Below are 25,893 nucleotides of genomic sequence, written 5' to 3' on the forward strand. Positions count from 1 at the left end.
CTGGACCGTACCCGCTTCGGTGGACGCCCGACGTAGCTGCCCGATCCGTCGGGAGAGCTGGACATGGGTGCGACACGCCGTAGATTTACCGAGGAGTACAAAGAACAAGCGGTAGCTTTCGTCATCGACGGCGGCCGTCCGGTCGTCGAGGTCGCCCGGAACATCGGCGTCCACGAGATGACGTTGGGAAAATGGGTGAAGAAAGCGAAGGAAGAGGCCGAGCCGTCGTCGCCGGACGCCCCCCTGGACGAGTCCGAACGCGCTGAACTCGTCCGCCTACGCGGCGAAGTCAAAGACGCGAACTCCACCATCAACGAGCTGCAGATGCAGGTCGAGTTCGCAAAAAAAGTAGCGACCTGGTTCGCGAAGGGAAAGCAGTGAAGTTCGCTGCCATCGCGGACTGGGCTGCCTCCGGTGAGTTCCCCGTCGCGTTCATGTGCGCCGAACTCGACGTGTCCCGCTCCGGCTACTACGCCTGGTCCCGGGCCGTGCCCAGCCAGCGTTCCCTCGACGACACCACCTACACCACCCTGATCAGGAAGATCCACGCCGACGGACGCGGCAATCCCGGCGTCCGCCGGATCCGCGCCGGCCTGGCCGCCGCCGGCCACCAGCTCTCCCACAAGCGGGTCTGGCGCCTCATGCAGGCCGCTGGCCTGCAAGGACGCCACCCCAAGGCCTGGAAACGCACCACCGTCGCCGGCGACCAGCCCGTCCCCGCACCCGACCTGATCTCCCGCGACTTCACCGCCACCGCACCCGACACCCGCTGGTGCGGCGACATCACCTACGTCAGGACCTGGGACGGCTGGGCCTACGTCGCCACCGTGATCGACCTCTACTCCCGCGCCGTCGTCGGCTGGGCCACCGCCGACCACATGAGAACCAGCCTCATCACCGACGCGCTCGACAACGCACTCACCCGACGCCAACCACCAGCAGGAGTGATCTTCCACAGCGACCGCGGAACCCAGTACACCTCGCAGGAATTCAACGCCTACTGCAAGAAGAACGAGATCCGCCGATCGCTCGGACGCACGGGAATCTGCTACGACAACGCCGTCTCGGAATCCTTCTTCGCAACCTACAAGAAGGAACTCGTCCACACCCGCCCCTGGCCGTCACTCGCCGACCTGAAGAAAGAGACCGCGGACTGGATCGAAAACTACTTCAACACAACGCGACGCCATTCGACGCTGGAATACTTGACGCCCAAGGAATACGAGATAGGCTACAGGAACATCAGTCAACTGGCAGCCTAAACGGGCGTCCAAAAAAGCGGAAACACTCCAGACCAGCTGATGTTCTGGTGGCTGACCGACGTGCGCGGCCAGTTCGGCGACGACCCCACCGACCCGGACGCGCCGTTGCTGCCCAGCGAACGCTACGACCGGCTGACCGGCCGCTGTACTCGGGTTGGCGACGACGCACTGCGCTCCGGCCTGGCGCAGGCCGTCAAGCGGTGGCTGCCCGCGTGGGCGGGACGGCTGACCCCGCATGGGTTGCGTCACCACTGCGCCTCGGCACTGTATGCCCGAGGCATGGACCTCAAGGCGATCCAGGAACTGCTCGGCCACGAATGGCTGTCCACCACTACCCGGTACATCCACGTTCATAACGATCATGTCGACCGCGCGTGGGCTGCCGCCAACCAGCGCGTCGCCGACCGCTTCGCCGACCAGGGGAGGTAGTCCCGTGCGCTGGAACCTGCGCCTGCACGCCGCCGGGCAGGGCATCTGGAAGTCCACCGAGCTGCGCCGCCGCCTTCTGGACGCGGGCATGGAGATCAGCGCCGGGAAGATGTCCGCGTTGTGGACCGGCACTCCGACCACGATCCGGCTCGACGACCTCGACGTCATCTGCGCGGTCCTCGCCTGCAGCCCCGCGGACCTCCTGATCTGCGAACCGGAGAAGGTCGCCGCCCGCAAACCGGCGGCGCAGGCGCCGGCGTCGCGCACCGCCTCGGGTGAAACCTCGGCGGTCACGTCCGCGGCGGTCACGCCTCGGCCCGGCCGGCGCCGCTCCGCGCCGCCCGCATGACACCACCCAAGCCATGCCCGGTCTGCCGCACCAACCCCGTCGCGTTCACCGACCCGCGCGTCGACTTCTGCTACCAGTGCCTGCCCGGCGGACCGTTCACCCCGCCGCCGTGTCGGGCCTGCGCCGCCACCGACGGCTACTACTCCGCCGGGCTCTGCGACCGTTGCCACCCGGCCGCACCGCAGCGGATCACTTCCTGCAAACACTGCCTCGGCTGGGGCGTCACCCGCCACTCCAAGTACCTGTGCTGGGGCTGCGTCACCTGGCGCACCAAGAACACCTACGGCACCTGCATGTCCTGCCAGCGCCACGTCCCCGTCGACGATCGCCAGGTCTGCCGCCTGTGCTGGCGGCACGCCGCCATGCTCCGTTGGAGCCGCACCGGTCTGTCGCTCGCCGAGGCGAACAAGGACGGCCAGCAGCTGTTCCTCGCGAACACGTTCAGTACACCCCTGCCGGACCGCGGCTCCGCCTCCGGTGCTCCGACCGCCGTGGATGCACGAGCCCGGATCACCGCTTCGCCGGTCCGGCCCGTCGACTACGAGCAGCTCGTCCTGTTCGATACCCGCCGCCGCCTGCGTCCCGGCGTCATCCTGCCCCCGCCACCCGACCCGCAGGCCGCGAACGCACTCACCGAGCTGCTGGAAGAGCACGCCGCCCAGCGCGGTTGGAGCCCGAGCACCCGCAAGAAGGCCCGCAGCGGCCTCAACGCGCTCCTCGGCCTGCAAGACACCCCCGGCGCACGCATCACCACCAGCCTCCTGCGCGACCTCGGCCCCACCAGCCGCGCCACCCGGCTGCTGCGCGAGTTCCTCGCCGGCATCGACATGCTCAACGACGACCTGGCCCCGGCCGTGGAAACCTGGTTCACCGGCAAGGTCACCGACCTGCCCCTCCAGATGCGCGCCGAACTTCGCGTGTGGTTCGACATCCTGTTCCAGGGCCACACGGCCAGCGCACCTCGCAGTCGTGCCCGCAACCACAACACCATCCGCTCCACACTCACCGTCGCCCTGCCTACCCTGCACACCTGGGCCGGTGACGGACACGGGTCGCTGCGCGAGATCACCCGCCGACATGTCCTGGACGTCCTCGCCGCCGCCGAGGAGGGCGGACCCCGCTACCGGATCGGCTCCGCGCTGCGCTCGATCTTCCGCACCCTCAAAGGGCACAAGGTCGTCTTCCGCGACCCCACGCTGCACATCAAGCTCGGCGCCCCACACACCCGCACACCCGAGCCCGCCGATTTCGACGTCATCCGGGAAGCCCTGAACTCCGCGGACCCCACCCGGGCCGCGCTCGCCGGCCTGCTGGCCTTCCACGCGCTGACCCCAGGGCAACTGCGCAACCTGAAGACCACCGATATCCGCGACCGGCGGCTGCACCTCGACGAACGCGTCATCCCCCTCGCCGAACCCGTCCTGATCCGGCTCGCCGCCTACCTCGACCATCGGATGACTACCTGGCCGAACACCGCCAACCCGCACCTGTTCATCCACTTGCGCACCGCACTGGAACTGAAACCGGTCGGGGGACGCTGGCTCGCGCTGCAACTCGGCACCGCCGCCCGCGGCATCCGCACCGATCGCATCCTCCACGAGGTCGCTGCCACCGGCGGCGACATCAAACGCATCTGCGTCCTGTTCGGGCTCACCCCGTCCGGCGCAGCCCTCTACACCGCCACGCTCAGCCACCCCGAGCTCGACCCCGACCCGCGACAGCACTGACCACACGTGAGTCCGCGAACCGAAGCCCTCCGCTACGCTCCCCACATCCACCTACCCTTCAGTTCCCGGCCGACCATGCTTCAGAAATCACGAACCCACGGACTTAGGCCCGTCGCTGCTCAACGGGCCCAGCCGCGTCGGCATCGATCCCGAGCCGAAGCCCAGGGATCACGCTGGCGGCGGTGCCGTGGATGTGGACGGTCGCTGTGTCGCCGTCGCGGGTGACCGTGACCTGCGGACTGGTGAGGCTGGACCGGCCGAGCTGATCGAGAGTGTCCTGTGCCTGCTGCTCGCCGGCGGCGACGCTGCCGCCGTCGGCGCGGGCGGCGACCAGGGCACGGGTGGCGGTGGTTTGCGCGATGTGGCTGGCATGAGCCCAGACCGTGACCTGCGCGAGCAGCAGTACGATCGTCAGTACCAGCGGCAGCACGAAAATCATCTCGACGGTCAGCGCGCCGGCATCCGCCTGACGGCGCGGCACCCCCGCGGAAACGGATCGGCAGGACCGCCGGCCGCGCCCCGGACGGACACGGGTACGGCGTGGGCGCCACCTGGCACCACCCGCCCCCGGTGGACGTCCAGCCCCAGGGCGGCCGGAGACCGGGCGGCGTCGCCGGTCATGGACCGGCCGGACAGGCGCTGTCATCGTCGTTCCGCCTACTTGAAAACGACACTTCGGGCAGCTTCCAAGATCTCTGGTCCGAAAATCCCGATCACGGTGAGCGCGAGGGCTGCCAGAAAGGCAATCCAAATCACCTGCTCGGTGGTGTTCCCGGCATCGCGTCCATCGGGCGGCGCCTTGGTCCAGCGGTCGACGGCCTGCAACCACCAGGCGTAGAAACGGGCAAACACGAATTCCTCCGGCAGGCTATAGCGAATTCGATATTTGAGTCAGAGCTGGATAGAAGACAAAGACGATGAAGCCGATGGCGATCAGAACGCCGGGGATACTCATCCGTTCGGTCGCGGCGTTCGCGTCCGCTTCGGCGTCCTGGGCCTGGCGGACCCGCAGCGCGGCGGCTTTGGCTTCCAGGCTTTGGCGGACCCGGGCCCCTTCGGTGCCGGCGAGCGCGACCGCGTCCGCGAGTTCCGTCAGCTCCGAGATCTGAAGATCCGCACCGAGCCGGCCCAGCGCGACCCAGGGACTGACACGGGTCTCGCGGGCGGTCCGGAGCGTTCGGCGGATCGCCACGAACGGCCAGCCGGTGCCGATGGTCGCCGCGTCGGTCAGCGCGGTCTCCACACCCGCGCCGCCAGCGAGGAGAACCTGGATCAGGGACAGGTAGGCCGACAGCGCATGCCGGAAGGCCCGACGCTGACGCGCGGCCTCGGCTTTCACGGTGAGGTCGGGCAGCAAGAATCCGCCGACCGCGAGGAACAAGGCGAGCGCGACCGGCAGCACCGGGGGAAACGGGCGGCCTCCCGCGGCGAAGGCGAGTCCGACGACCGAGGGGAAGAGGAGACCGGCAAGGCCCGCGGTGGCCTTCTCCGCCAGGTGGGCCTCGACGGAGCGGCCGAGCGCCGTCAGGTCCTGGCGCAGCGATGTGGTGGGCAGACCCGCCGCGCGCAGCACACCGACGAACGGCCCGCCCGCCCGCACGGCCCACCCATCCTGCTCGTCCGGCACGACCACCGCAGCGTCGGGCGTCGCCGCGGCGGGAGCCGCCGGGGCGGGATCGAGCCGGGCCAGCACCTCCTCCAGCGACGGCCGCGGCGGGAACAGCCACACCGCCAGCGCCCACAGACCGACCCCGACCCCGGCCGCCAGGAACATCAACAGCACACTCATCACGGCACCCGCCCCATCGCGGGAACCGCTGCCGCTGCCGGCGCGGCCTCATCACCGCGCAAGAACCGGCCCGGGTTCTCAATCTTCGACATGCGCTTCAACCACACGAACCCGGCAACGAAGATCGCCCCGACGGCCAGCAGGACCATCTGACCGGCAGCTGAGCTGTAGGGGGCCAGGAACGCACGGTTGAAAATCACAAGTCCGCCGGCGAACACCAGGGAGGTCACGACGACGACCCGCATCGTGGTGCGCATCCGGGCACGGCCGACCTCGATGCGGCCCAGCATGTCGACCTGGGCGCGGGCCGTGGCCGCGAGCTGGCCGAGCAGCCCGGACAGCTGCCGGGCCTGATGCTCGCTGGCCAGGATCAGCGCGCCGATCACGAGATCGGCCAGCGGATCATCCAGATCGTCCGCGAGTGCCCGCAGCGCCGGACCGAGGCGCTCGCGGCGTTCGACCCGGGCAGCCAGCAGGGCGATCTCGTCGCGGATCGCCGCCGGTGCGGCGGGCGCGGTCGCCACGATCGCCTGCTCCAGCCCGGCCGCGGCGGCGAGGGTGTCACGCAGCTGCTCCGTCCACACCGCGATGCCCTGCGTCCGTGCGACCTGCCGGGCCTGTTCCCGGTCCGGGCCCAGCATCCGCGGCAGCCCATACACGGCCATAGCGATCAGCAGACCGCCGACAACCCAGCCCGTCACCGCGCCCGCGACGATCCCGGCCGCCGCCGCCGCGGCGGCCCACCGGCCGAACCGCGGGTTCGTCCGCCACGGCCGGGGCAGCACCAGCCCGCGACGAGGACGGCCGGCATCGTCGGGTGCCCCCCGCCAGCCATAGATGATCAGCAGCAGACCGGCACCGACACCCAGGCCGAGCAGCCCGAACAGACCGGTCATCCCCACCACCCCTGCGACAGCAGGTCCGGGTCCAACCCGGCGTCGATCAGGTCGTCGAGCAGCTCACCGGTCGGCGGAGCAGCCGGCAGGCCGCGCCTGTCCGGGCCCGGCCGGTACAGCTCGTTGGTGACGACCTGAGTGCCGTCGGCGTCCACGACCTCCCGCACCGACGAGACCACCCGCCGGCCGCGTTCCCCCCGCGGCTCGGCCAGGTGGACCACGACGTGGATCGCCGAGGCGATCAGCAGGTTCGTCGCCTCGACGGGCAGCCGTTCCGGGCCCTGCACGGCGTAGCTGGCCAGCCGGGTGAAAACGCCGCGGCTGGTCGAGCTGTGCAAGGTCGTCATGGAGCCGTCGTTGCCCTGGCTCATGGCGTTGAGCATCGGGATGACCTCGGGTCCGCGGACCTCGCCGACGATCACCCGGTCCGGGGACATCCGCAGCGCGGCCCGGACAAGGTCGGAGGCGGAGATCGCGCCTTCGCCTTCGGTGTTGGGTTCGCGGACCTGCATCGCGACCACGTCCGGGTGGGCCCGCTCGTCGGTGTCCAACCCCAGCTCGAAGACGTCCTCGATCGTGACCAGCCGTTCGCTGGGCGGGATCTGGTCGGCGAGCGCGAGCAGCATCGTCGTCTTCCCGATCGCCGTCCCTCCGGCGACCACGATGTTCTTCCGCGCCCGGACCAGCGCGCCGAGCAGCGCCTCCAGCCCGTAGTCGATCGTCCCGTTGGCGCGCAGTCCGGCCAAGGTCACGTGGCGGAACCGGTGCCGGCGGATCGACACACTCGGCCGTGCCGTCACCGCCATGACCGCGAACACGCGGCTCTTGTCGGCCAGGTGAAAGTTGACCATGGGGGCGCCGCGGTCCCAGCGGCGTTCCTCCACCCCGGCGTGCGCGGCCAGGTCACGGATCAGCCCGACCAGCTGAGTGTCCGAGTCGGTGATCGCCGGCAGCCGCTCCCGGCTACCGTCCGCCCGGCGGATGAACACCCGATCCCCGTTGATGTTGATGTTCTCGATCGATGGATCGGCCAGCAGCGGTTCGAGACCGCCGAGCCCGAGGACCTCGGCGAGGACCTCCGCGATGACGCGCTGCTCATCCTCGGGCGTCAGGACCCCCGCACCGCGGGCCAGCTCGGCACTGGTGTGTGCTTCGGTCAGGTCCACGAGCACGGACCGGGCGAACGCCTCACGCGCGCTTGCGGTCAGCGGCGGGGAGCCTGCGTCCTCGTCCGTACGCAGCCGGCGGGCGAGCGCAGCCCGCAGCCCGTCCCGGAGCCGACCGCGCAGGGCATCAGCCGCCGACCCGGTGGCACGGCCCGGAAGATCAGTCGGCGCAGCCGGACCCCCACCGCCACCGCTCCAGGCCGCGAGCGGACCGGGCCAGCCCGCGCCGTTCACCGACGCCGGACGACGTGGGTCGTAGGGCCAGGACGGGACCGTCATCGCCGCCCCGCCCGGGTGGGGGCCGGTGGCAACGCACCACGGCCATCAATCCCGCCGGGCGCCGCCTCCAGCGCCGGGCGTTCCACGTCGGCCGGCGCGGTGGCGGCGAGGTGGCCGGCGATGTCCGCCACTGTCCGGCCGAGTTTCGACCGGCCGATCCCGGTGCGGGTCTGGCGACGACCAGCGAGCACCTCCGCGGCCGTGGTGTCGTAAGGCACCGGGCCCAGCACCCGCGAACCCAGCACTCGGCCGATCTCCCGAACCCGGTATTCCGGCGCCTGATGGGGCTGGGCGATGACCACGACATACCAGTCCGGTACGTCCCAGCCCTGTACTACGTGCATCCGTGCCGCCAGATGCGCCAGCTCGTCGTCCCGCGCCCGTCCCACGAGCAGAAGCACGTCCGCTGCCCGCAGCACCGGCAGTGTGGGTGAGCGCGGATCGAGCCGGCCGCAGTCCACGATCACCGTCCGCCCGCCCGTCCGCGCTGCCGACCACAGCAGCGACCAGCCTCCGCCGTCCAGCTCGCCGAGTACCTGACTGGCCTGCTCGGCACCGGCGGGGGCCGGGATCACCTGGAGGCCACCAGGCAGTTCATGCACGTGGTCGTCGACCGGCCGGGCGTGCCCGCCGCGGCGACCGGCGGCGGCGAGTGTGACCAGCCCCCGCCCACCCGCCAGCAGCCCGAACCGGGCACCGAGGTCGCCACCCGCCGGGTCGGCCTCCACCACCAGCGGCTCCCCGCCGCCTGCGGGCCAGCGATCCGCCAGCGCCAACGCCAACGTCGTCGCCCCCGGACTGCCTTTCAGTGAACCCACAGCGATGATCAAGGCCAGGTCACCCGCCCGTTCCGTTGACCGTCACGACGCCGATCTGACCGGCCGGTGCCGCCGCCAGCGCGCGGGCATCGGCCTCAGCGAGCTGAAGCGACACCACCGTCGTCTGATCCGTGTCCGTCGCCACCACGGCCACGACCGTCGCCGGCCACGAACGAGCCGCCTCCGCGGACCCGGCGGTCGACACGGCGCTGGTCGCGGGGGCGACGACCACAGCCACCCGCGAGCCGGCCGACAGACCAGTGGGGAACTGGCCGGCCTTCAACGCCACCGCCGCGATCGCCTCACCCCGCGGCGGGACCTGCGCAGCACCCACCGCCGCCCGGCTGAGCACCGTGCCCGCCGGAAGGCTGAAGGCCACCGGCCGGCCCACCACGGTGTCCCTCGACCCCGCCGGGATCGTGTCGAGGCCATCGGCCGAGATCTGAGCCTCCCGCACATCGGCCGCTGCCAGGACATGCCCCACCGCGACGGGACGGGCCAGCACCAGCACCGGCTCCCGCGACCCCACCCGGGCGCCCGCGAGCAGACCCGCGGTGGCGCAGCCGATCACAAGGACGACCCCGAGCAGCAGATACGGCAGCCGGCGCCGCCGCCGTGGACCACCGGTCAGCCGCGCGGCCGGCGCCGCACCCGCATGCCGGGCGCCACGCTCCACGCCCGCGGTACGTGGCGCCGACGACGGGGCGGTCACCACGACACCTCCCCGCCGCGCCCCCCACAGCGTGGGTGCGCCCCAGCGGCTCGCTGGGCCGTATCGATCGTGGTCGTCATCAGCCACCGCCTGCCGTGAGCGAGGGAATGTCGATCACCCGGGCCTGCGTCGTCGACACCGTCGTCAGCCCCGGGAACGCCCCCACCTGGCCGGCGCCGGCCCAGGTCACGTCCCAGCGCACCGTCGCCGTCACCGCGAACGTCCCGCCCGGCGTGTCCAGCGACCGGTGGCGGTAGGTGTAGCCGCAGTCCGGCGACCCGCTCTTCGGATCGGCCCCATCCGGGAACGGCGTGCCCGGACCCAGGCACGTCACGGCTCCGCCGTCCCCGAGCGACCAGGACACCTGCACGGGCTTGGCGACCGCGGTCACCGACACCCCGCCCGCCGCTGCGGTCGCCGCCACCTGATTCCAGCCTGCCGCGTCCAGCCACAGCCACGTCGGCAACCCCACCAGCTGATCCACCGAAGGGTTCATCACGATCTGCGGGCCGGCAAGCCGCAACTGGCTGCGCGCCTGCTCCGCCAACGCCTCCGGGTCCGGCGCAGGCGCCGCTCCCGGACCAGCGTTCGGTATCCACACCGGCGGCCGGTACAGCGCATCCCGCACTCCGGCCGTCGAGCACCGGTAGACATACCAAGCACCCGGCTCCTGCCCCGGCTGGGACGCCACCGGACGCACCGACGGGCCCGACGAGCCGAGCACCGCGGGCCGCACTATCAGGCCGCCAGTTGCCGACGGCTGATAGGAGACGGGCCGCACCCCGCCAGCGGGCGGCTGGTAGTCACTGCGGACATACGCGCAATCCGCGATCGGCAATGCGGGTGGGTCCAAAGCCCTGTCACCCGGAGGGGCAGAACGTGCCTGCCCGCCGCTCCCACCCGCCGGAGGAACGGCGGATGGGGGACCGCTATCCGGCGCTGGGGCCGTAGTGCCGTCGTCCCCGGCGAGGAGGTCGCATCCGGGCTTAGGGTTCTGGCTGCAATCCGTTCTGCCGTAGATTCCACCGGCGGCGGCCGGGGAGGCAAATAGGCAGATGGTTACCACCGCGAGAACGGCGAAGGTGGCGGTTCTTCTCATTGGCACGTTCCGGCGGTGTCGATCCCGTACTTGGTGACCCGCCATTTGCCATCAGCGTGCAGCCGTACCTCGGCGACAATCCGATGCGACGCCCCCGGAGTGTTGTTCAGCAAAGACCCGTCGGTTCTGTATTGCAACCAGTTCCTGTCGTCGCCGCAGTCCTCGATGATCACCGACTTCGGTGCGTCTTCCGGAGTCACCGACGTAACCCGCGGGTTGTTCACCGGTTCGCCCTTGGCGACCAGACCGTTGTAGTGGTCGGCATACAGGTTGCCCGTGATGACCTGCAAAGCGTCACCTGCGGCGTACTGCGACAGGTACGGCGCCTGCCAGTCGGAGGTGTGGCTGGCCTGCGCGTACGCCTTCCACATCCCGAGGTACGCCGCCACCGCGTCCCGTCGCGCGATATCCGCCGGAGAAGTCGGTGTGGGTGACACGGGCGCGGACGGTTGAGTGGAAGCGTTGGCGGCGCTGGGCGTCGGGGCGGGCTGCGAACCATCCCCCGAATCGCAGCCGGCGGCGAGAGTCAGCACCGCAGTGATCAGGGCGCCCGCGCTCGCGAGGCGCAGCCGTGTACCGCGGCGCCGTTCAGACCGACGAGTCCCGTCCACAGTGCTCCACCTCGCAGGCCGTTCCACACAGGGCGATCACCCGCCCGGACGGGTGGCCCTCAGATGACCCTCACCGTCTAGGACTACTCCGGTGGCAGCGATTTGTGGCGTTCTAACTTTTCGGTCTGAGCGGCGTCCCAGCGCGAAATGACTCAGAAGAGCTAGGCTGATTGGTCCGGATGGGCTAGCACAGCGGATCGCTGTGCTAGCCCATCCGGACCAGTAGGAGGCGTGCAGAGATCCTCGTCGAACCGCGGACGAAGGCGGACAGCAACCCGCGCCAACGCGGGCACCGCCAAGACCCGCACCACACCCACAGGAGCCCTTCGGTAGACGGCGAACACGCCAAGACAGGTCGAGCCCGAGGGGCGCGGCGCGGCGGGCCGTACCGGACCGCTTGGGACGATGAGCGTCGAGGGCTACTGTTGGCGCATTCCGACTCGCTGTCCGCCACCAGCTGTGGTGCAGGACGAGGGAGGAGCCCAAGACCTCGTGACGACCAGGCCCAGCCTGCGGGTGGAGCAGGCGGAGCTACGAGCGCGGATGCGCACGGCGGGAATGTCCCACGACGAGATCGCCGTCGAGTTCGCCCGCCGCTACCAGTTGCGCCCCCGCGCCGCCTACCGTGTCGCCCACGGCTGGACCCAGACGCAGGCCGCGAACCACATCAACGCCCACGCCGCCCGTACCGGTCTGGACCCCAAGGGCGCCGCCCCTATGACCGGCCCACGGTTGTCGGAGCTGGAGAACTGGCCGCTGCCGAACAACCGCCGCCGGCCCACCCCTCAAATCCTCGCGCTGCTCGCCGAGGTCTACGGCACCGGCATCCACAACCTGATCGACCTCGACGACCGCGAAAACCTCGCCCCTGCCGACAATCTCCTCATCGGCAAGACCCCGAGAACCCTGCGGGTCAGACCCGAAGAACTACCGAAACCCAGGGATGTGAGCCAGGCTGAGATCGCCGGAAAAGGTATCAGAACGCCCGCTCCGGTGATGGCCTCGTCAGCTGCGGAGGCGACCGCTTCCCTTAGTGGCGGGTTTGACCGGCAGGCGGAACTGTTCGACGTCGGCGTTCGGCTGCGATATTTCGCAGGACTCTCCACGCAAACACCTTTTCTCGACTATCTCGACGTGTTCGTCGAGGACTGTGTCGCCTCCTACGAGGCGCGGGGTCCAGCGCTTCTGATGCCTCTTGTCGTACGCCAGCGGAAGGACGTGCAGACCCTCGTCGAGGGCTGGCAGACGTCCCGGGACCGTATCCGGCTGCTGCGGGCCGCGGGTCGGCTGTCGGGGCTGGCCGGCTATATGGCGGTGAACCTCGGGGATTTCCCGCTCGCGCGTGCCTACTGCGTGGAGGCGTTCACCCTCGCAGTGGCTGTTGAGGACGGCGATCTGGCGGCGTGGGTACGGGGCACCGAAAGCCTGTGCGCCTACTACGCCGGTGACTACCGGCTGGCGTTGGAACGGGCACGCGAGGGGCAGATCCACGCCGCGGGCGGGCCGCAGGCGATCCGGCTGGCGGTCAACGGTGAAGCTCGCGCCCTGGGCCAGCTTGGTGACCGCGACGGCGTGCGGGAAGCCGTCGGCCGCGCGTTCGACCTCGCCGAGGGCACCGAGCTGCCCGAGGGCATGTCGCCGTGCATTTCCTTCGGCGCCTACAGTCTCGCGCGGATCGCGGCGAACGCGGCGACCGCCCATGTCGGCACCGGCGACACCGCCCTGGTGCAGAGCTATGCCCAGACCGCCAGCGGCATGCCGGGCGCCGACCGTTCCCGGTGGAGCGACGTTCTGATCACCCTCGATGTCGCCACCGCGCTGACGGTCGGCGCCGACCCGGACCCGGAACACAGCGCCGCGCTCGGCGTCGAGGCCCTCACCCGTGCCGGTGCCGCTCCGATCGAGTCGATCCGCCAGCGTGGCCGGGAACTGGTCCGCCGCACCGCGCCCTGGCGGACCCTGCCCGCCGTCGCTGAACTCGCCGAGGTGTCCCAGACGCTGCCCCACAGTGCGTCACGGTGAGCGAGCACGACCCGGTCCATGACGACTGGGAACGCTTCCGGGTCCTGCCCTCGATGACCGACCACTGGGACCGGCCCGGCTGGACCCCGGGCCGGAGTAGCTTCCACTGGTTCCTGACGTTCGACAGCGCCGCGCTACGTGACCTCGCTGCGACCTGCCAGCAGCAGCTGCACGACCTCGCCTGTCTCGACCCGGTGCCCGCCGAGGGGCTGCACCTCACCGTGCGCCGGCTCGCGTTCACCGACGAGATCGACCCCGCCACCCTCGTCGCGGTCACCCGCCGGGTCGCCGAACGGTGCCGTGACCAGCCGGCGTTCCGGCTGCGGGTCGGACCGCTGGCAGGATCGAGCGGTGCGGTCCGCTTCACCGTCACCCCCTGGGAGCCCCTGATCAGACTGCGGGGCTCCGTGGACGATGTGTCCTCTGCCTGTGGCCTGCCCGCCGTCGAGCGGCGTTTCCGTCCGCATGTCGGCATCGCCTACTGCAACCGCGACACGCCTGCGGAGCCGATCATCCACCGGGTCGCGGGGCTGCGTGACCTGCCCCCGGCCGAGGTCTCCGTGGCCGATCTACGGCTGGTGCGGCTGTACCGGGAAGGCCGGACCTACCAGTGGGACACCGTGGCTGTCGTCCCTCTGAGCGCCTGACACGTCTTCTCTGGTCGCTCGGGTCGGACGGCGCGGGCTGCATTGGGGAGGCGGGCGTCGACCAAGACATGGCGCCGGTCCCCGCAGCTGCCGGTCGAACGAACGGGAGTCGGACACGATCACATTCCGCGTGTCGAAGATGGCTCATCCTGGCCCACTTCTTCCCTCGTGAACTCGTTCGGGTTGTCACGGCCATCGGGTGCCTGTCATCGGCGGTCCAGCACATCGGCCGATGGAGAGGACGCTGCGGCTTCCCCTGGACCGGTGTGAGTAGCCCCCTGGGGGGCGCACCCCGCGCCACGCGGTGCGGGGGTTGCAACAGGACGGGCAGGGGGCTCGCCGGTCGGGACACCGAGGGCGGTGCGCAGGTGTGGAGCGTTGAGGTCGCTGGCGGTCAGGTGGGCGGCGAGGGCGATGGTCGGGTGTACGGGGACGCCGATGACGTACATGCCGGCGGTGCGGGCGGCGAGGACGCCGGGGGGTGAGTCTTCGATAGCGATGCTTCGCGCTGGCGTGGCGCCGAGTCGGGTGCAGGCGCGGAGGTAGATGTCGGGGTCGGGTTTGGGCTGGTCGGTGTCTTCGGCGCACAGGACGACGGGGAAGGCGTCGGTGAGCCCGGTGGCGGCGAGGTGCTGCTGTACGAGGGTGCGGGGGGCGCTGGAGGCGACGGCGAGGCGGTAGCCGCGGTCAGCGAGGACGTGGACGAGGTGGATGGCGCCGGGACGGGCGGGTGCGCCCGTGGCGAGTTCGGTGAGGGCGAGGTCGAGGATGTCGCCGGCGAGGCGGGCGCTGTGGTGGGTGGGAAAGCCGAGGGCGGTGGCGAGGAGGCGGCCGACGACGGGCATGGGCTGGCCGATGAGGGTGGCGTGGTCGGTGGCGGTGAAGGTGCGGCCGTGGTGGTGGAACAGGGTGGTGTAGGCGCGGTTCCAGCAGATCTCGGTGTCGACGAGGGTTCCGTCGCAGTCGAACACGACGGCGTCGGGAGGTGCGGGTGGCCGTCGTGCCGGTGGGACGCGGCTCATGCGGGGTGCGGAGCCGGTGTGCGCGGCTGGCCGTGGGGCGTGTCGAGCATGCGGGTCCAGGCGACCGGGGCTGGTGAGGTGGGGGTTGTGGCGAGGAAGGCCGCGGCGGTGGCGGCGAGCTGGCTGATGGGCCGGTCGGCGTCGAGGATGAGGCGCCGGTCGTCGGGCAGCATGTCGAGGTAGCGCAGGCTGGCGTGGTCGGTGGCGGCGGTGAAGCGTGGGTCGACGAGGTGGGGTTGCACGGGGCCGCGGTGGCGTTGCCGGGCGAGGACGGTCTCGCGGGGCAGGCGCAGGTACAGGTAGCGGTCGGGCGGCAGGGTTGTGCCCGTGTGCACGGCGTGGGTGAAGATGCCGGCGGCGTAGTGGGGGTCGGCGGGGACATCCAGGTGGGTGACGGCCTGCTGGTAGGCGATGCAGGACAGGGGGCTGCGGTCGAATAGCACGATGCTGGTCCGGAGGCGCCGGGCGAGGTCGGCGCGTTGTTGTTCCAGGCGGCACAGGTGGTCGAGGCCGGCGTGGACGTCGTCGAGGATGCGGGGTGGGTAGGGCGGCAGCGGTGCGAGGTCGGCGTATTCGGGGATGGCGGTGGCGCCGAGCTGGCTGGCCAGCACGGTTGCCAGCGTCGTCTTGCCGGTGAAGCACCCGCCGTCGAGGGCGACCAGTTGCGGGCGGGCGGGGGCCGGGGATGGCGGTGTCATGAGTGTCTCCGGGGCGGGATGAAAGCCGGTGTACGGTGCGGACCGTAGCCAGAGGGACCGACAATTGTGAGGACGGCCAGGGCGGTGACCGCGGATACCGGACGCAGTGAGGCGAGCCGCCGCAGCGGCCCGGGGCTGCCGCTGTCGGTGTCGCGGTTCTGGCCGATCGGGGCGCCGACCGGGGTGCGGTATCTGGCCGAGGGACTGATGAACCGCAACTGGCAGGTCACGACGTCGACCGGGGTGTTCTTCGTCAAGCAGTTCCTTGACATCGACCGGGCGCAGATCGGCTTTCAGCAGGAGGTCACCGGCCGGCTGGCGGCGAGTGGCCTGCCGGTCCCGGCGGCGATGGCGACCGTGGACGGTGCCCGGCTGGTGTGCACCGAGGAGGGCCGTTTCGCGGTCTACCCCTGGATCGCCGGGCGGCATCGGACGGGTCTGGAGCTGACCGCGGGTCAGTGCGGTGAGCTGGGTGAGCTGCTCGGGCGCGTGCACCAGGCGCTGGGAGATCTCCTGCCGCCGGCGCAGGGTGTGGCCTGGAAGCCGGTGGCGGACCCGGCATCGGCGCAGGAGCTGATCGAGACGCTGCTTGGGCGGCTCCCGCCGCCTCGGTCGCGGGACGCGTTCGACGAGCTGGCTGCGCGGGTGCTGGTGGAACGCCGCGCGATGCTTGTCGAGCTGGCCGACCGGCAGCCCCCGGACGGCCGGCCGAGAGCCGGCGGCCACGTCCACGGAGACTTCCACGCGTTGAACCTGCTCTACGACGACGCGGGAACGGTCGTGGCGATCCTGGACTGGGACCGGCTTACGGCCGGGCCGCTGGCCGCGGAGGTGGTCCGCGCGGCGACGTTGCTGTTCGGGTTCGGGGACGAGCGGGGCCTGGACTTGGACCGGGCGGGACGGTTCGTCGCCGGCTACCAGCAGGTGTTCCCCCTGCCGGCAGAGGATCTTGCCGGGGCGGTGTGGCGGTTGTGGTGGGAACGTCTGCACGACTTCTGGATGCTGGAGTGGCGGTATCTGCGCGGCGACCAGTCGTGTGACCATCTGTTTCCCGGGGCGGCGGCGCTGGTGGTCTGGTGGACACGGCACTACGACCAGGTGCTGACAGCGCTGGCGCGCGGCTGAGAGGCCGGGCGCGATCACAGGATGATGCGAGGCCCGCCGACGGCGCGGGTGACGTCGTCGAGCACGGCTGGACATCACCATGCATCGCCTTCGGCGCCGACAGCCTCGCGCGGCTCGCGGCAAACGCCGCGACCGACCACGTCGGCACCGGCGCCGCCGCTCCCGTCCAGAGCTACGCGCAGACCCGCCAGCAGCATGCTGGGCTTCCCAGCGGAGCGACATTTTGATCACCCTCGATGTGGCCACCGCGCTGATGGCCGGCACCAACCCCAACCCGAAATACGGCGCCGCGTTCGGCGTCGAGGCTCTTATCCGTGCCGTGCCGTGCCGTGCCGATCGAGTCGATCCACCATCGTGGCCGGCTACTCGACCGCCGCACCGGGCCCTGGCAGGCCCTGCCCACAGCCGCTAGACCCGACCCCCGGCCCGGTGAGCTTTGGGGTAGTGAAGCCGACGAGGACGGCCGCGCCGCGCGACATGGCTTGCTAGGCGTCGGTAGATGTCCATCCCGAGACGGCGAAGTTCTGCCGCTTCCGGTACAGCTCGATACCTATCCGCGTGTAGGGGTAGGTGTTGTCGGGCAGGGCGTCGAGCGGGAACCAGCCGAGGCGTGCGCATTTGTGCGGCTCGGCGTTGACCGGCTCGCCCTCCCACGACCGCGCGAGGAAGAACAACCCGAGCCGACCCTCGCCGTGCTCGTTGCGGAAATGCACGGTCGAGGCCAGCGACAGCGCCCGACGGTCCAGGCGAAGGCCGATCTCCTCGCGAGCCTCGCGGCAGATCGCGGCGGCGACGTCCTCACCATCTTCCAGCTTGCCCGAAGGCAGGTTGAACCAGCCGTCAGCGAAACCGGTACCGGATCGCTCAGCGAGCAGAACCGCGCCGTCTCGGATGAGCAGAAGCATGACGTCGATGACACTGGTGTACGCCATGGAGGGCAGTCTCCCAGGGAGGCGGGTCAGCGGTTTGTCGGGTCGAGGCCGAGGGCGGTGAGTTGCTCGGCGATCCAGCCGACCCGTGCGCTGGTGGGCATGTTCGGTGGGATGTCGTAGATCCGCTGTCCGACGGTGGCGCAGATGCTGCGCACGACCCGGTCGGCCGCGGGCTGGATGTCGAGGACGCGTGACCGGTAGGGGTCGCCGAGTTGCTGCTGGTCGAACTTGTCGGTGCAGTAGAACACCGCGTCGTAGACGGGCGCCCAGGCCCGGCAGAACGTTTCCATCGCGCGCAGGACAGGCGCGTGGGGTCCTTCGGGGCCGCCCGGTAGGACGAGCCAGGCGTAGGCGAGGACGTTCGCGATCGTCTTGTCCGCGATGACCATGGTGTGTTGGCGTGCGGTGCGCAGGAGGCTGGTCAGCTGGGCGGCGAACAGGTCGACCTCACACTCCACATCGAACTCGCCGCGGCCGTGGACGACGATCTCCTCGATGAAGGGGCTGTTGCGCGCGGGCTCGGGGACGCAGGCGACGTGCACGCCACGCTCGCGGTAGTAGGCGGCGAGGGCGTGGGTGAGGGTGGTCTTGCCCGAGGCGTGGGTACCCTCGACGGCGACGACCAGGCAGTTGCGCAGCATCAGCGAGCTCCTTCCGCGGCTGACATCTGATCGCTGCGGCCGGCCGGTACGGTGTGGCGAGACGAGGGCCGTGCAGATGGGTTCGTCACGTAGCCACTGCCGTCTGGTCCCAGGCGGCGGCCTCGACGACCGTGTCGAGATCGAGCCGGTCCCACTGGTAGTGGCCGGTCCCGCGCGCCGCGAGGAGCGCGATCCCCAGTGCTCGGAGAACGACCTGCCGAAGGGTCTGCGGCGCGGTGGCGGAGGTCATGGGTGCCGCCAAGGCAGGGCCGGCGGCTGGGTCCGAGTCGGCGGGTAGGCCGTGGAGGTGGACGGCGGCACACACGTCGTGCAGCGCGGGCGGTGTGGGGCCGTATGCCGTGTCGCAGAGGCGAGCGAGACCGGGCTGCGCGTTCTGAGCCGGCCAGGCGGCGGCGAGGGCGGCGATTCCCCGTGTGGGTGCGTCGGCGGTGGCGAGCCTCGCCAGAGTGTCGGCGAGCCGGTGGCCGGCGAGGATCGCCGCCTGGCGTCGCGCCTGCACCAGCAGGGCATCGAGCCTGGCAGCAACGGTGGGGGTCTCCGCCGGTTGCTCGGCCGCGATGGCGTGGAAGCCGAACCGCAGCGTCGTGTCGGTCACCGTCAGGGTGCGTCCCCGCGGCAGCCGCAGGTAGACCGCTGCGATGGCGTCCGGCGCCGCAGCGCGGGTCGAGACGGTGAACGAGGCCAACAGCGGGGTGCGTTCGGCGAAAGGCCGCCGTGCGGCGCCGAACGGCGTGTCGGCCCAGCCCAGGTTCGTCGCCTCACGCATGGTTGATGCGCAGCGACGGAGGTTCGGCCGGCGGTTGCTCGGCGCGGGTGAGGGTGCGGATCGAGCGCCCCAGGTATTTGGCATAGTGATTGCGTTGAAAGCGGTACCGCGCCCAGATCGCGGTGATCGGCTCGTCGAGCAGGTTGCCCAGCGGTTCGAGCAGGTCGGGGGCGTCGTAGACCGGCCAGGCACTCGCCAGCCCACGCGGGCTGACCACGATCATGTGGCCTTCGGTGTCCGGGGTCCAGGACGTCAGTCGCAGTGCCGGCCGCCAGTCGTGCACCGTGCGCAGTTCGGCCAGCCGGTCGAATGCCGCTGCGGCTTCCTCCACGGAGATGAACTCGTTGTCGGCGAGGTCGAGCGCGTTGCCTTTCTTCAGCGGCATGATCAGTTTGAGTTTCCCGGCGTCCAGCAGATCGGCGATCTGGTAGGTGTACGGCAACGCGGCCACCGTCGAGCGGTAGACCACCGCCGACAGCGACAGCGGCAGACCCGCGTCCCGGAACGCCCGTACCCCGGCCATCACCGCGTCGTAGTCTCCCCGGACCCGGTTCGTCGTCGCCCGCGGGCCTTCCAGCCCGACGTTGACGAACGCGATTTTGCCGGACAGGCGTGCCGCGTGCTGAAGGCCGCGGGTCGCGTTGGTCGGCACGCCGATCACCGTCCCGGCGAACATGTCGACGATGTCGACGAAATCCCGGCGCAGCAGCGGCTCACCGCCGGACAAGAACACCCGGGGCACCCCAGCGAGGTTGTCCCGTATCCGCTCCAAGGCGGCCAGCGTCGGGTCGGGCTCCTGCAACGTCTCGGAGCAGAACGAGCAGTCGAAATTGCACCGCTTCGTGACCTGAAGGATCACCGACAGCGGCCCAGCCGCCCCGGCTGCGACCGCCTCCAGATCCAGCGGAGCCTTCAGTCTGAAATGGTGCCCATCGGTGAAGACGACAGGTTCGGCAGTAGGCGCGCAGATCTCACCGGGGCCCGGCTGCACCTCGGTATCAACGGTTGGAGGGGGTGGAGAGGAGGTGATCATCAGGTCCTTCTCGTCGTAGGCACCTCGACGACCGGGTCAGCTGGCCGCCGCTATCGTGACGGCGAGCTGACCGCGCCGATGCTGAACGCCCTCAGCTTCCCAACCGGCGGCACGGCAGTCATTCCCCGCAATGCGAACATCCGCTTCGGGTCAGTGCAGGCCACTGACCTGCGACAACAGTGTCGACAAGCGGGAGATGTTCGGCTTGAACGCCATGATCTGTTCGGCTGATTCCACCGAAACCAGGCCCTGATCGCACGTGGCGCAGCCGGAGGCAACCCGGCACTGTCCATGATCGGATCTGCGTCCGCGAGGAACGCGGGCGGTCGGCTACCCGCCGTCCTGAACGGAGCGCCGTTCGCGGAGGAGCAGGGTCGACCGGGGCATGCTCGGTGTCTTTGCGCTTGCGCCGCGTACAGAAATTTCTCCCACGCCGGCAGGCGCAACAGTTGTACGTGAGCCTCCCGCCGTCCGCCGGAATCGTTGAATGCCGTGACCCGTTCGAGAAGTGTGGCAGCATTATCGTTCTACGATTCTTCGGTGATCCCTTGCCGGGGGGACGAGGGCGCTGCCCGATTCTTCCTGGCTCGGGTGCGGCAGCTATGGGAGCCCGGCGCGGCAGCTGATGCTGGTGTCCTAGCCCGCCCTTCGAGGGTCGCCACCGCGATCGGAGGTGCTGGGATGCTCGTCAGCTTGGAAGGTCTTCCCGGGTCGGGGAAGTCGACGCAGGCCCGTCTGCTGGAGGAGCGTCTTCGCGGTGAAGGACTCAGGGTCACCTATCTCCCGGATCTCGCCACCCTCGACACCGGGGATGTCGGGATGGCCCTGTCGGAGATCTTCTCGTCGTCGGATGATCCGTTCCTGCGTCACGGGGACGTGGTGACCGAGTGTCTGTTGGCGGCGGCGGTGCGCGCGGACATCGTGGCGACGCGGATCGAGCCAGCGCTCGATCACCACGATGTGGTGATCGAGGACCGTGGTGTGCACACCATGTTCTCTTACGGGTTGGCGTCCCTGATCCGGCAGCATGCGGCGGAGGTGGACGACGCTGTGTCCTGGCTGGATGGGTTGGGACGCCTTGCCGGGCGGCGCGCGGACGTCGTGCTGTGGCTGTCGGCGCCGGTGGGCGAGACGGTCGCGCGGGCGGAGGCTCGTGACGGGAGGCGGTGGACAGGTGAGCAGCGCGTGTACCTGTCGTTCGTGGATCTTGCCTATCGGGAGCTGGCCGCACGCGACGCCGCCATGGTCAGGGTGCCGACGGCCGGGCAGGCGCCGGAGGCCGTGCACGCGGCCGTCTGGGAGGTGGTCGCCGCACAGCTGAAGCGGCCTGCCCGCAGGGCATCCGCAGGGGGTTGAGCCCGTGCGTGGCGGGTGACCCTCGCCCCGTAGGCTTCGTGTGTTGTGAAGCCGTCACTGTCTGATGCGCCGACGATGGCACCTTCCTCGACGCCTGCGCTGCTAGCGGACGACCTGCGTAGATGTCTTGTGGTCGACGGTCCGGAACGCGTCGAGGGTTTGCACCGCCTCGGTCTTCGCCCGCTGGCGGGTGGCCGGAACAACCACGTCTTCGCCTGGCGGGACCCGCAGGGTGACGAGGTGTGTGTGAAGGCGTACCGGTTTGATGATCGACAGCGGGCGGAGAGGGAATGGCGGGCGCTCTCCTTGCTGGCGAGGCATGGTGTGCCGAACGTGCCGCGACCGTTGTGGCGGGAGCAGCATGAGGACCGGCCTGTCGTCGCGATGACCATGCTGCCAGGTGTGAGCGTCCCTGACCTGGCTGAGCCGGCGGCGCGGGAGGCAGCCCTGGTGGGTTTGGCCGTGACGCTGTGCCCGATCCACGACGTCCCGTGGGAGACCGGCTTCGCGAGGCTGCCCCGCGTCGACTCCGCGGCGCACTACGTGGCGAGATTGACCGAGGTGTGGCCTGGTCAGCTCGGCGCGCGGCCGGACGACCCGCTGACGCGGGACCTGCGACGGCTGCTGGGGGTGTGGCGGGACAGCGGGGACGCGGAGATGCTCGCGCGCCCCGTGGCACGGATCTTCTCGCGGGGTGACGGGAACCTGGTGAACTGGCTGTGGGATAGCGAGGTCTCGCGCTGCGTCGACTTCGAGTTCTGCGGGTGGAGCGATCTGGCGTTCGACGCCGCCGATCTCGTCGAGCACATCAGCGCCCGTGAGTTCGACGATCGGGTCTGGTCGGCCGTGGTCACGGCGCTCGGGATCGAGGGCGAGCTGATGCCGAGGTTCCGCGCGGCGCAGCGGACGTGTGCGTTGCGGTGGCTGGCGGTGCTGTGGAAGCAGCGGGAACGGCGGGCCGGGGAGTTCTCCGCCCAGCTGGACCGTGTACGGGTCCTGCTTCGCGACCAGTGAGGTGGTAGCGCGCTCAGCCGGGCGCGGCGCGGGAGGTGACGCCGAGTCGGTCGAGGCAGCGCGCGACGACGGTCGCCAGCTCGGTGTCCGTGGATAGGACGATCTTCGGTTCGGGGATGGGGACCGCGTTCGCGTGAATCCGCTGGTAGAGGGCGACGGTGCGATCGGCCGCGGGATGGGTGCCCTCGGCCTGGTCGTGGGTGAGACGTGCGTGCGCGACGGCCGGCGGGCAGACGCACTCAATGACGTGCAGAGGGCGTCCGAGGCGGTCGGCGAGGTGGGCGACCCGGCTGATCTGACCGGCGCGGTGGCAGGTTGGGCCGTCGAGCACGACGGCGGGGGCGATTCCCTCGCCGATCAGGTGGGCGGCGGCCTGGTGGGCGACGTCGATGCACAGGTCGTCCTGGGCGGGGCTGTAGGTGAGATAGGGGTCGGCGAACAGGGCGTGGCGGATGTGGTCCTTGCCGAGGACGGCGGCGGGCAGGTGCCGGCCGAGTTCGGCGGCGAGGGTGCTCTTCCCGGTTCCGGGGAGACCAGCCAGCTGCACGATCATCAAGATCCTTCCTTGTGGTGTGGCGTCAGATGCCTGCCGTGGGTGCCCATCCCTCGTCGGCGCGGCACAGGTCCCACAGGCCGTCGAGACCGCGGACACCTTCGGCCGCCGGGATCTGAGTCGCGGGACCGATCTGTGCGCTCGCTGGGGCCAGGCGCAGCGCGTCGGCACGCGTGCGCAAGAAGACTGGCCTGCCCGAATCGTCCTTGCGCCGCGCGGTCAGGAGCACGACGGTGAGGTGATCGAGGGGGGCGAGGACGGGCAGGTCGATGTTCGGGTGGCCGGGCAGGGGTTGGGACCGTCGGCGATCGAGCATGCTCGGCACCAGGTCAGGGAGAACCGGCACGGGCCGGGGCAGGTCGGTGATGATGTCGACGGCCGTGCAGGGAGCGACGAGGTCGTCGTGTAGGCGGGTGTAGGTCGCTGACATCGGGTCGTCGAGAGCGACGCGGTGGGTGGTCGAGTCGTAGCGTCCGGGCTGGTAGCCGAGCAGACGCAGGGCACGGCGGAAGGCGTCGGCCTGGTCCGGGGCGACCAGGACGTCGAGGTCGCTGAACTCGCGGGCGCCACGTCCTCCATACAGCTGGGACTCCAGGGCGATGCCTTTGACAGCCGCGAAGGCGACGTGGTGGCGGGCCGCCGCATCGGTGAGGGCGGCGGCCTGCGCACGGTGGACGGCGGTCTTGTGTCGGCTGGTGCGCAGAACGGAGGTTAGAAAGCGGCGGAACGCCCGGGGGACCTCGTCTACCAGGCCGGTGGTGGTGAGGGTGTCGGCGAGCAGGCACAGCACCTTGTGCTCGATGGCCGTGGCGAGCAGCGTGCCCCAGTGCAGTGCCGGCTCGGTGAGCAGCGGCCGGATCGCGGCGTGCTGCTGCTCGACGGGTGCGGGCAGGCAGGCCGCCTCCAGGACGAGGTGTTCCACCCGTGGCGTCTCCGGTGGACATGCGGGGATGCGCGGGGTCGCTGGTCTCATCGGGTGGCTGCTTCGGTGTCGTGGAGGATCGCGGTGACGGCGTCGGCGAGCGTGGTGGGGTCCGGGCGGGCCACCAGCTCGTAGCAGGGCACGGTCCGGGCGAGGGCGGCGATGACGGCGCGCCGGTTGCTCTCCGTCGTGTGGGCCGGGGGCGCCGGGGCGAGCCAGTGGTTGATGTGGGAGCTGGCGTCCGAGGTGGGGCGGTGCATGAACAGCTGGTTGCTTGTCAGCGTGGCGTGGACGGTCCCCGCAGGGATCCGCTCGTGACGGGCGTTTCCTGCGGTCGGGGACAGCTGCGGCCAGATCATCACGTGGGGGCGGCAGGAGGCGGTGAGCGTGCCCGCGTGCAATAGGCGTGGGATGTCGGGGGGCTCGATGCTGAGTTTCGTGTGCAGGTCGGCCGGGTCCCCGCGTAGACCAGTGGGGACGAGGCCGGTGAGGTTGGGGTAGGCGAGCAGAGTGCCGACGCCGACGCGGATGTGGGCGGGCCAGGCGTAGCCGAGCAGCCCGCCGTTTCTGTCGGGGGTGAGCAGGAGCCGGTCGCTGGTGACGAACTCTCCGCCGAGCCGGCGCAGGACGGCGACGAGGGTGGTGGTCTTGCCGGCGCCGGGATGGCCGGCGATCAGGATGCCGTGGTCGCGGTGGACGAGCGCGGCGGTGTGGGTGTAGACGGCGCCGGCGGCGAGGAGCTGGGCGGTTATGAGTTGGCGGACGAGGCGGGCGGCGTAGTAGGTCGCCGCGTCGTCGGTGGCGCAGTGGACGGTGGTCGTGCGTCGGGTGGGGTCGTGGACGATGAGGGTGCGGTGCTGGTCGATCCAGAAGATCTCGCGTTCGTCCTCGGTGATGTGGTGGGCGGTGAGCTCGCTGGGGCCGATCTCGCGGAGGTCGCCGACGTCGGGCGGGGCGTCGAGGAGGCTGTGGTGGGGGTCGGCGACGGTGATGGTGACGTGCCACGCGGCGTGCGGGTCGGTGGTGGTCCGGTAGGCGTAGAGGGTGTCCTGGGCGGCGCGCGCCGCGGCGGTCACGGTCGTGGTGAGGGTGACCGAGGCGTCGGCGAGGCGGAAGCAGGTGACGTGGCGGGTCCGCGGGCCGGCGGCGGGATTGTGGGTCACGCTGGTCCTCGGAGGATCTCCGTGGCGAGGGCGGCCCGTACCAGCGCGGCCAGGGAGGTCATGGGCGCGTCACGGTGCAGGTCCGGGAGGCGGGTGGCCAGCGGCCAGGACGCCAACCAGGCGGGAACGGGCAGCGCGGTCGGCGGGCCGTACTCACGCTGTGAGTCGGCGGTGACGCTGAGGGGGTGTTCGGTGTCGCCGTCGCGTACAACGACGAGGCCGGGAGCGGCGGCCCGCTGGTATTTGGCGTCGTCCAGGCGGGGGTATGCGTCGTCGGGGTCGAGGTGGATGTCGGTGTAGATGTTGAACACGGCTGCCGGGCCGTCGAGGACGTAGGTCAGGTGCCAGGCCCCGAACGGCACGACGGCGAGGTCCCCGGCCCGGGTGGTCACCTGGTGGGCGTAGCGGGAGCCGTCGGGCCGGTGCCCGGCTACCAGCATCAGGGTGGTGCCGCTCAGGGTCTGGAAGATTTCCAGCTGGGTGGGCGGGTTCCAGTGGCCGATGGACCGGTGGGGTTGCCCGTCGGGCAGTGTGCCGGGCTGGTAGACGACGAGGTCGGCCCGCCAGCCGTGCCGGGTGGATGCGACGTCCCGGTACGCCTCGTACAGCAGCGGGTCCTCGCCGGCCTTCAGCGCCGTCTCGATCTGACGGCGGTCGGCGAAGGCGGTGTGGGGGCGGCTGGCATCGGCGTCGCCGTACAGGAGGTGGGACAGGAATCGGCGGCTGGGCGGACCGGGGGCGGCGCCGAGGAGAGACGCGATACCGGCGGGGAGATCGTCCTCGGTCGTGGTGGCGGTGGTTGCGGGGCGTGGTACGGCAAAGGAGTCCATGCGTTGTCTCC

General features: G+C 70.6%; 28 protein-coding genes and 1 pseudogene. 10 read left to right on the forward strand and 19 right to left on the reverse strand.

Translation table 11 applies throughout. The features are described from left to right. Positions 1-63: 63 nt before the first annotated feature. The 5 genes and pseudogenes from B207_RS41875 to B207_RS0124770 all read left to right on the forward strand — a co-directional run bounded on the left by B207_RS41875 (position 64) and on the right by B207_RS0124770 (position 3,767). Positions 64-381, forward strand: a complete 318-nt coding sequence (locus B207_RS41875) for a transposase (protein WP_018635312.1) — start codon at positions 64-66, stop codon at positions 379-381. After that, the gene (locus B207_RS35425; RefSeq protein WP_018635313.1) at positions 378-1,262 is read left to right on the forward strand and encodes an IS3 family transposase; all 885 of its coding nucleotides are present in this window, start codon (positions 378-380) and stop codon (positions 1,260-1,262) included. The genes B207_RS41875 and B207_RS35425 overlap by 4 nt, the downstream gene beginning before the upstream one ends. 21 nt (positions 1,263-1,283) lie before the next feature. Further along, positions 1,284-1,691, forward strand: a pseudogene (locus B207_RS0124760) (tyrosine-type recombinase/integrase); the annotation flags it as partial. Between the two features lie 4 nt (positions 1,692-1,695). Beyond that, on the forward strand, positions 1,696-2,040 hold the full coding sequence (locus B207_RS0124765; RefSeq protein WP_018639366.1) for a helix-turn-helix domain-containing protein: 345 nt from the start codon (positions 1,696-1,698) through the stop codon (positions 2,038-2,040). Continuing rightward, positions 2,037-3,767: a site-specific integrase gene (locus B207_RS0124770; protein WP_018639367.1), complete on the forward strand. Its 1,731-nt coding sequence runs from the start codon at positions 2,037-2,039 to the stop codon at positions 3,765-3,767. Before B207_RS0124765 ends, B207_RS0124770 begins: the two co-directional genes overlap by 4 nt. Before the next feature lie 103 nt (positions 3,768-3,870). Here the strand turns inward: B207_RS0124770 and B207_RS0124775 are convergent, their stop codons facing one another. From B207_RS0124775 to B207_RS38890, 9 genes are all read right to left on the reverse strand, one after another. Further along, positions 3,871-4,248, reverse strand: a complete 378-nt coding sequence (locus tag B207_RS0124775; protein ID WP_018639368.1) for a TadE family protein — start codon at positions 4,246-4,248, stop codon at positions 3,871-3,873. Positions 4,249-4,424: 176 nt separating this feature from the next. Then, complete coding sequence (locus tag B207_RS0124785) at positions 4,425-4,619, reverse strand: hypothetical protein (protein WP_018639370.1); 195 nt, start codon at positions 4,617-4,619, stop codon at positions 4,425-4,427. 16 nt (positions 4,620-4,635) lie between these two features. Further along, positions 4,636-5,556, reverse strand: a complete 921-nt coding sequence (locus tag B207_RS0124790) for a type II secretion system F family protein (RefSeq protein ID WP_018639371.1) — start codon at positions 5,554-5,556, stop codon at positions 4,636-4,638. Beyond that, positions 5,556-6,452, reverse strand: coding sequence for a type II secretion system F family protein (locus tag B207_RS0124795; RefSeq protein ID WP_035742172.1), 897 nt, complete (start codon positions 6,450-6,452; stop codon positions 5,556-5,558). Before B207_RS0124795 ends, B207_RS0124790 begins: the two co-directional genes overlap by 1 nt. Beyond that, entirely contained in the window at positions 6,449-7,897 is a 1,449-nt protein-coding gene (locus B207_RS0124800; protein WP_018639373.1) for a CpaF family protein, read from the reverse strand. The genes B207_RS0124795 and B207_RS0124800 overlap by 4 nt, the downstream gene beginning before the upstream one ends. Beyond that, positions 7,894-8,727, reverse strand: coding sequence for a MinD/ParA family ATP-binding protein (locus tag B207_RS0124805; RefSeq protein WP_026311416.1), 834 nt, complete (start codon positions 8,725-8,727; stop codon positions 7,894-7,896). The genes B207_RS0124800 and B207_RS0124805 overlap by 4 nt, the downstream gene beginning before the upstream one ends. A gap of 7 nt (positions 8,728-8,734) precedes the next feature. Further along, the gene (locus B207_RS0124810; protein WP_230205208.1) at positions 8,735-9,427 is read right to left on the reverse strand and encodes an SAF domain-containing protein; all 693 of its coding nucleotides are present in this window, start codon (positions 9,425-9,427) and stop codon (positions 8,735-8,737) included. Between the two features lie 79 nt (positions 9,428-9,506). Further along, positions 9,507-10,118, reverse strand: a complete 612-nt coding sequence (locus B207_RS41880; RefSeq protein WP_230205209.1) for a hypothetical protein — start codon at positions 10,116-10,118, stop codon at positions 9,507-9,509. Between the two features lie 404 nt (positions 10,119-10,522). Beyond that, positions 10,523-11,137: a hypothetical protein gene (locus tag B207_RS38890; protein WP_084692308.1), complete on the reverse strand. Its 615-nt coding sequence runs from the start codon at positions 11,135-11,137 to the stop codon at positions 10,523-10,525. A gap of 543 nt (positions 11,138-11,680) precedes the next feature. Here B207_RS38890 and B207_RS41885 point away from each other — a divergent pair. Together B207_RS41885 and B207_RS0124830 are read left to right on the forward strand one after the other, a co-directional pair. Continuing rightward, the gene (locus tag B207_RS41885; RefSeq protein ID WP_407671466.1) at positions 11,681-13,159 is read left to right on the forward strand and encodes a hypothetical protein; all 1,479 of its coding nucleotides are present in this window, start codon (positions 11,681-11,683) and stop codon (positions 13,157-13,159) included. Next, positions 13,156-13,806 (forward strand): 2'-5' RNA ligase family protein, encoded by a 651-nt coding sequence (locus B207_RS0124830; protein ID WP_018639379.1) that lies wholly within the window; start codon positions 13,156-13,158, stop codon positions 13,804-13,806. Before B207_RS41885 ends, B207_RS0124830 begins: the two co-directional genes overlap by 4 nt. A gap of 206 nt (positions 13,807-14,012) precedes the next feature. Here the strand turns inward: B207_RS0124830 and B207_RS0124835 are convergent, their stop codons facing one another. Then, a complete protein-coding gene (locus B207_RS0124835; RefSeq protein ID WP_154675604.1) occupies positions 14,013-14,828 on the reverse strand; it encodes an HAD family hydrolase in 816 nt (271 codons plus the stop codon). After that, positions 14,825-15,526: an AAA family ATPase gene (locus B207_RS0124840; RefSeq protein WP_018639381.1), complete on the reverse strand. Its 702-nt coding sequence runs from the start codon at positions 15,524-15,526 to the stop codon at positions 14,825-14,827. The genes B207_RS0124835 and B207_RS0124840 overlap by 4 nt, the downstream gene beginning before the upstream one ends. Positions 15,527-15,610: 84 nt before the next feature. On the opposite strand from B207_RS0124840, the gene B207_RS35435 reads away from it, so the two are divergent. Further along, positions 15,611-16,651: a phosphotransferase enzyme family protein gene (locus B207_RS35435; RefSeq protein ID WP_018639382.1), complete on the forward strand. Its 1,041-nt coding sequence runs from the start codon at positions 15,611-15,613 to the stop codon at positions 16,649-16,651. Positions 16,652-17,136: 485 nt separating this feature from the next. Here B207_RS35435 and B207_RS0124850 read toward each other — a convergent pair whose 3' ends face one another. From B207_RS0124850 to B207_RS0124865, 4 genes are all read right to left on the reverse strand, one after another. After that, entirely contained in the window at positions 17,137-17,583 is a 447-nt protein-coding gene (locus tag B207_RS0124850) for an NUDIX hydrolase (protein ID WP_018639383.1), read from the reverse strand. Positions 17,584-17,609: 26 nt separating this feature from the next. Further along, positions 17,610-18,224: an AAA family ATPase gene (locus tag B207_RS0124855; protein ID WP_018639384.1), complete on the reverse strand. Its 615-nt coding sequence runs from the start codon at positions 18,222-18,224 to the stop codon at positions 17,610-17,612. Between the two features lie 85 nt (positions 18,225-18,309). Further along, a complete protein-coding gene (locus tag B207_RS35440) occupies positions 18,310-19,011 on the reverse strand; it encodes a hypothetical protein (protein ID WP_018639385.1) in 702 nt (233 codons plus the stop codon). After that, a complete protein-coding gene (locus B207_RS0124865; RefSeq protein WP_026311418.1) occupies positions 19,004-20,044 on the reverse strand; it encodes a radical SAM protein in 1,041 nt (346 codons plus the stop codon). Before B207_RS0124865 ends, B207_RS35440 begins: the two co-directional genes overlap by 8 nt. A gap of 681 nt (positions 20,045-20,725) precedes the next feature. Here B207_RS0124865 and B207_RS0124870 point away from each other — a divergent pair. Together B207_RS0124870 and B207_RS0124875 are read left to right on the forward strand one after the other, a co-directional pair. Then, complete coding sequence (locus B207_RS0124870) at positions 20,726-21,400, forward strand: dTMP kinase (protein WP_018639387.1); 675 nt, start codon at positions 20,726-20,728, stop codon at positions 21,398-21,400. Between the two features lie 75 nt (positions 21,401-21,475). Next, positions 21,476-22,414 (forward strand): aminoglycoside phosphotransferase family protein, encoded by a 939-nt coding sequence (locus B207_RS0124875; protein ID WP_051102658.1) that lies wholly within the window; start codon positions 21,476-21,478, stop codon positions 22,412-22,414. Positions 22,415-22,427: 13 nt separating this feature from the next. Here B207_RS0124875 and B207_RS0124880 read toward each other — a convergent pair whose 3' ends face one another. From B207_RS0124880 to B207_RS0124895, 4 genes are read right to left on the reverse strand one after another with little or no spacing between them, the layout of a single operon-like run. Continuing rightward, entirely contained in the window at positions 22,428-22,967 is a 540-nt protein-coding gene (locus tag B207_RS0124880; protein ID WP_018639389.1) for an AAA family ATPase, read from the reverse strand. Between the two features lie 25 nt (positions 22,968-22,992). Beyond that, positions 22,993-23,940 carry a nucleotidyltransferase family protein gene (locus B207_RS0124885; protein WP_051102659.1) on the reverse strand — a complete coding sequence of 316 codons (948 nt, stop codon included), beginning with the start codon at positions 23,938-23,940 and terminating at the stop codon, positions 22,993-22,995. Then, positions 23,937-25,052: a hypothetical protein gene (locus tag B207_RS0124890; protein WP_018639391.1), complete on the reverse strand. Its 1,116-nt coding sequence runs from the start codon at positions 25,050-25,052 to the stop codon at positions 23,937-23,939. Before B207_RS0124890 ends, B207_RS0124885 begins: the two co-directional genes overlap by 4 nt. After that, complete coding sequence (locus tag B207_RS0124895) at positions 25,049-25,882, reverse strand: cupin domain-containing protein (protein ID WP_018639392.1); 834 nt, start codon at positions 25,880-25,882, stop codon at positions 25,049-25,051. Before B207_RS0124895 ends, B207_RS0124890 begins: the two co-directional genes overlap by 4 nt. Between the last annotated feature and the right edge of the window lie 11 nt (positions 25,883-25,893).

This window comes from Parafrankia elaeagni (assembly GCF_000374165.1).
Classification (GTDB): domain Bacteria; phylum Actinomycetota; class Actinomycetes; order Frankiales; family Frankiaceae; genus Parafrankia; species Parafrankia elaeagni.

What these genes read in the sequence shown, in the direction of transcription:
- B207_RS41875 (WP_018635312.1), top strand. Translation starts at nt 64, where the DNA reads ATGGGTGCGACACGCCGTAGATTTACCGAGGAGTACAAAGAACAAGCG.
- B207_RS0124770 (WP_018639367.1), top strand. Translation starts at nt 2,037, where the DNA reads ATGACACCACCCAAGCCATGCCCGGTCTGCCGCACCAACCCCGTCGCG.
- B207_RS0124790 (WP_018639371.1), bottom strand. Translation starts at nt 5,556, where the DNA reads ATGAGTGTGCTGTTGATGTTCCTGGCGGCCGGGGTCGGGGTCGGTCTG.
- B207_RS0124795 (WP_035742172.1), bottom strand. Translation starts at nt 6,452, where the DNA reads ATGACCGGTCTGTTCGGGCTGCTCGGCCTGGGTGTCGGTGCCGGTCTG.
- B207_RS0124800 (WP_018639373.1), bottom strand. Translation starts at nt 7,897, where the DNA reads ATGACGGTCCCGTCCTGGCCCTACGACCCACGTCGTCCGGCGTCGGTG.
- B207_RS41885 (WP_407671466.1), top strand. Translation starts at nt 11,681, where the DNA reads ATGCGCACGGCGGGAATGTCCCACGACGAGATCGCCGTCGAGTTCGCC.
- B207_RS0124835 (WP_154675604.1), bottom strand. Translation starts at nt 14,828, where the DNA reads ATGAGCCGCGTCCCACCGGCACGACGGCCACCCGCACCTCCCGACGCC.
- B207_RS0124840 (WP_018639381.1), bottom strand. Translation starts at nt 15,526, where the DNA reads ATGACACCGCCATCCCCGGCCCCCGCCCGCCCGCAACTGGTCGCCCTC.
- B207_RS0124850 (WP_018639383.1), bottom strand. Translation starts at nt 17,583, where the DNA reads ATGGCGTACACCAGTGTCATCGACGTCATGCTTCTGCTCATCCGAGAC.
- B207_RS0124855 (WP_018639384.1), bottom strand. Translation starts at nt 18,224, where the DNA reads ATGCTGCGCAACTGCCTGGTCGTCGCCGTCGAGGGTACCCACGCCTCG.
- B207_RS35440 (WP_018639385.1), bottom strand. Translation starts at nt 19,011, where the DNA reads ATGCGTGAGGCGACGAACCTGGGCTGGGCCGACACGCCGTTCGGCGCC.
- B207_RS0124865 (WP_026311418.1), bottom strand. Translation starts at nt 20,044, where the DNA reads ATGATCACCTCCTCTCCACCCCCTCCAACCGTTGATACCGAGGTGCAG.
- B207_RS0124870 (WP_018639387.1), top strand. Translation starts at nt 20,726, where the DNA reads ATGCTCGTCAGCTTGGAAGGTCTTCCCGGGTCGGGGAAGTCGACGCAG.
- B207_RS0124875 (WP_051102658.1), top strand. Translation starts at nt 21,476, where the DNA reads ATGGCACCTTCCTCGACGCCTGCGCTGCTAGCGGACGACCTGCGTAGA.
- B207_RS0124880 (WP_018639389.1), bottom strand. Translation starts at nt 22,967, where the DNA reads ATGATCGTGCAGCTGGCTGGTCTCCCCGGAACCGGGAAGAGCACCCTC.
- B207_RS0124885 (WP_051102659.1), bottom strand. Translation starts at nt 23,940, where the DNA reads ATGAGACCAGCGACCCCGCGCATCCCCGCATGTCCACCGGAGACGCCA.
- B207_RS0124895 (WP_018639392.1), bottom strand. Translation starts at nt 25,882, where the DNA reads ATGGACTCCTTTGCCGTACCACGCCCCGCAACCACCGCCACCACGACC.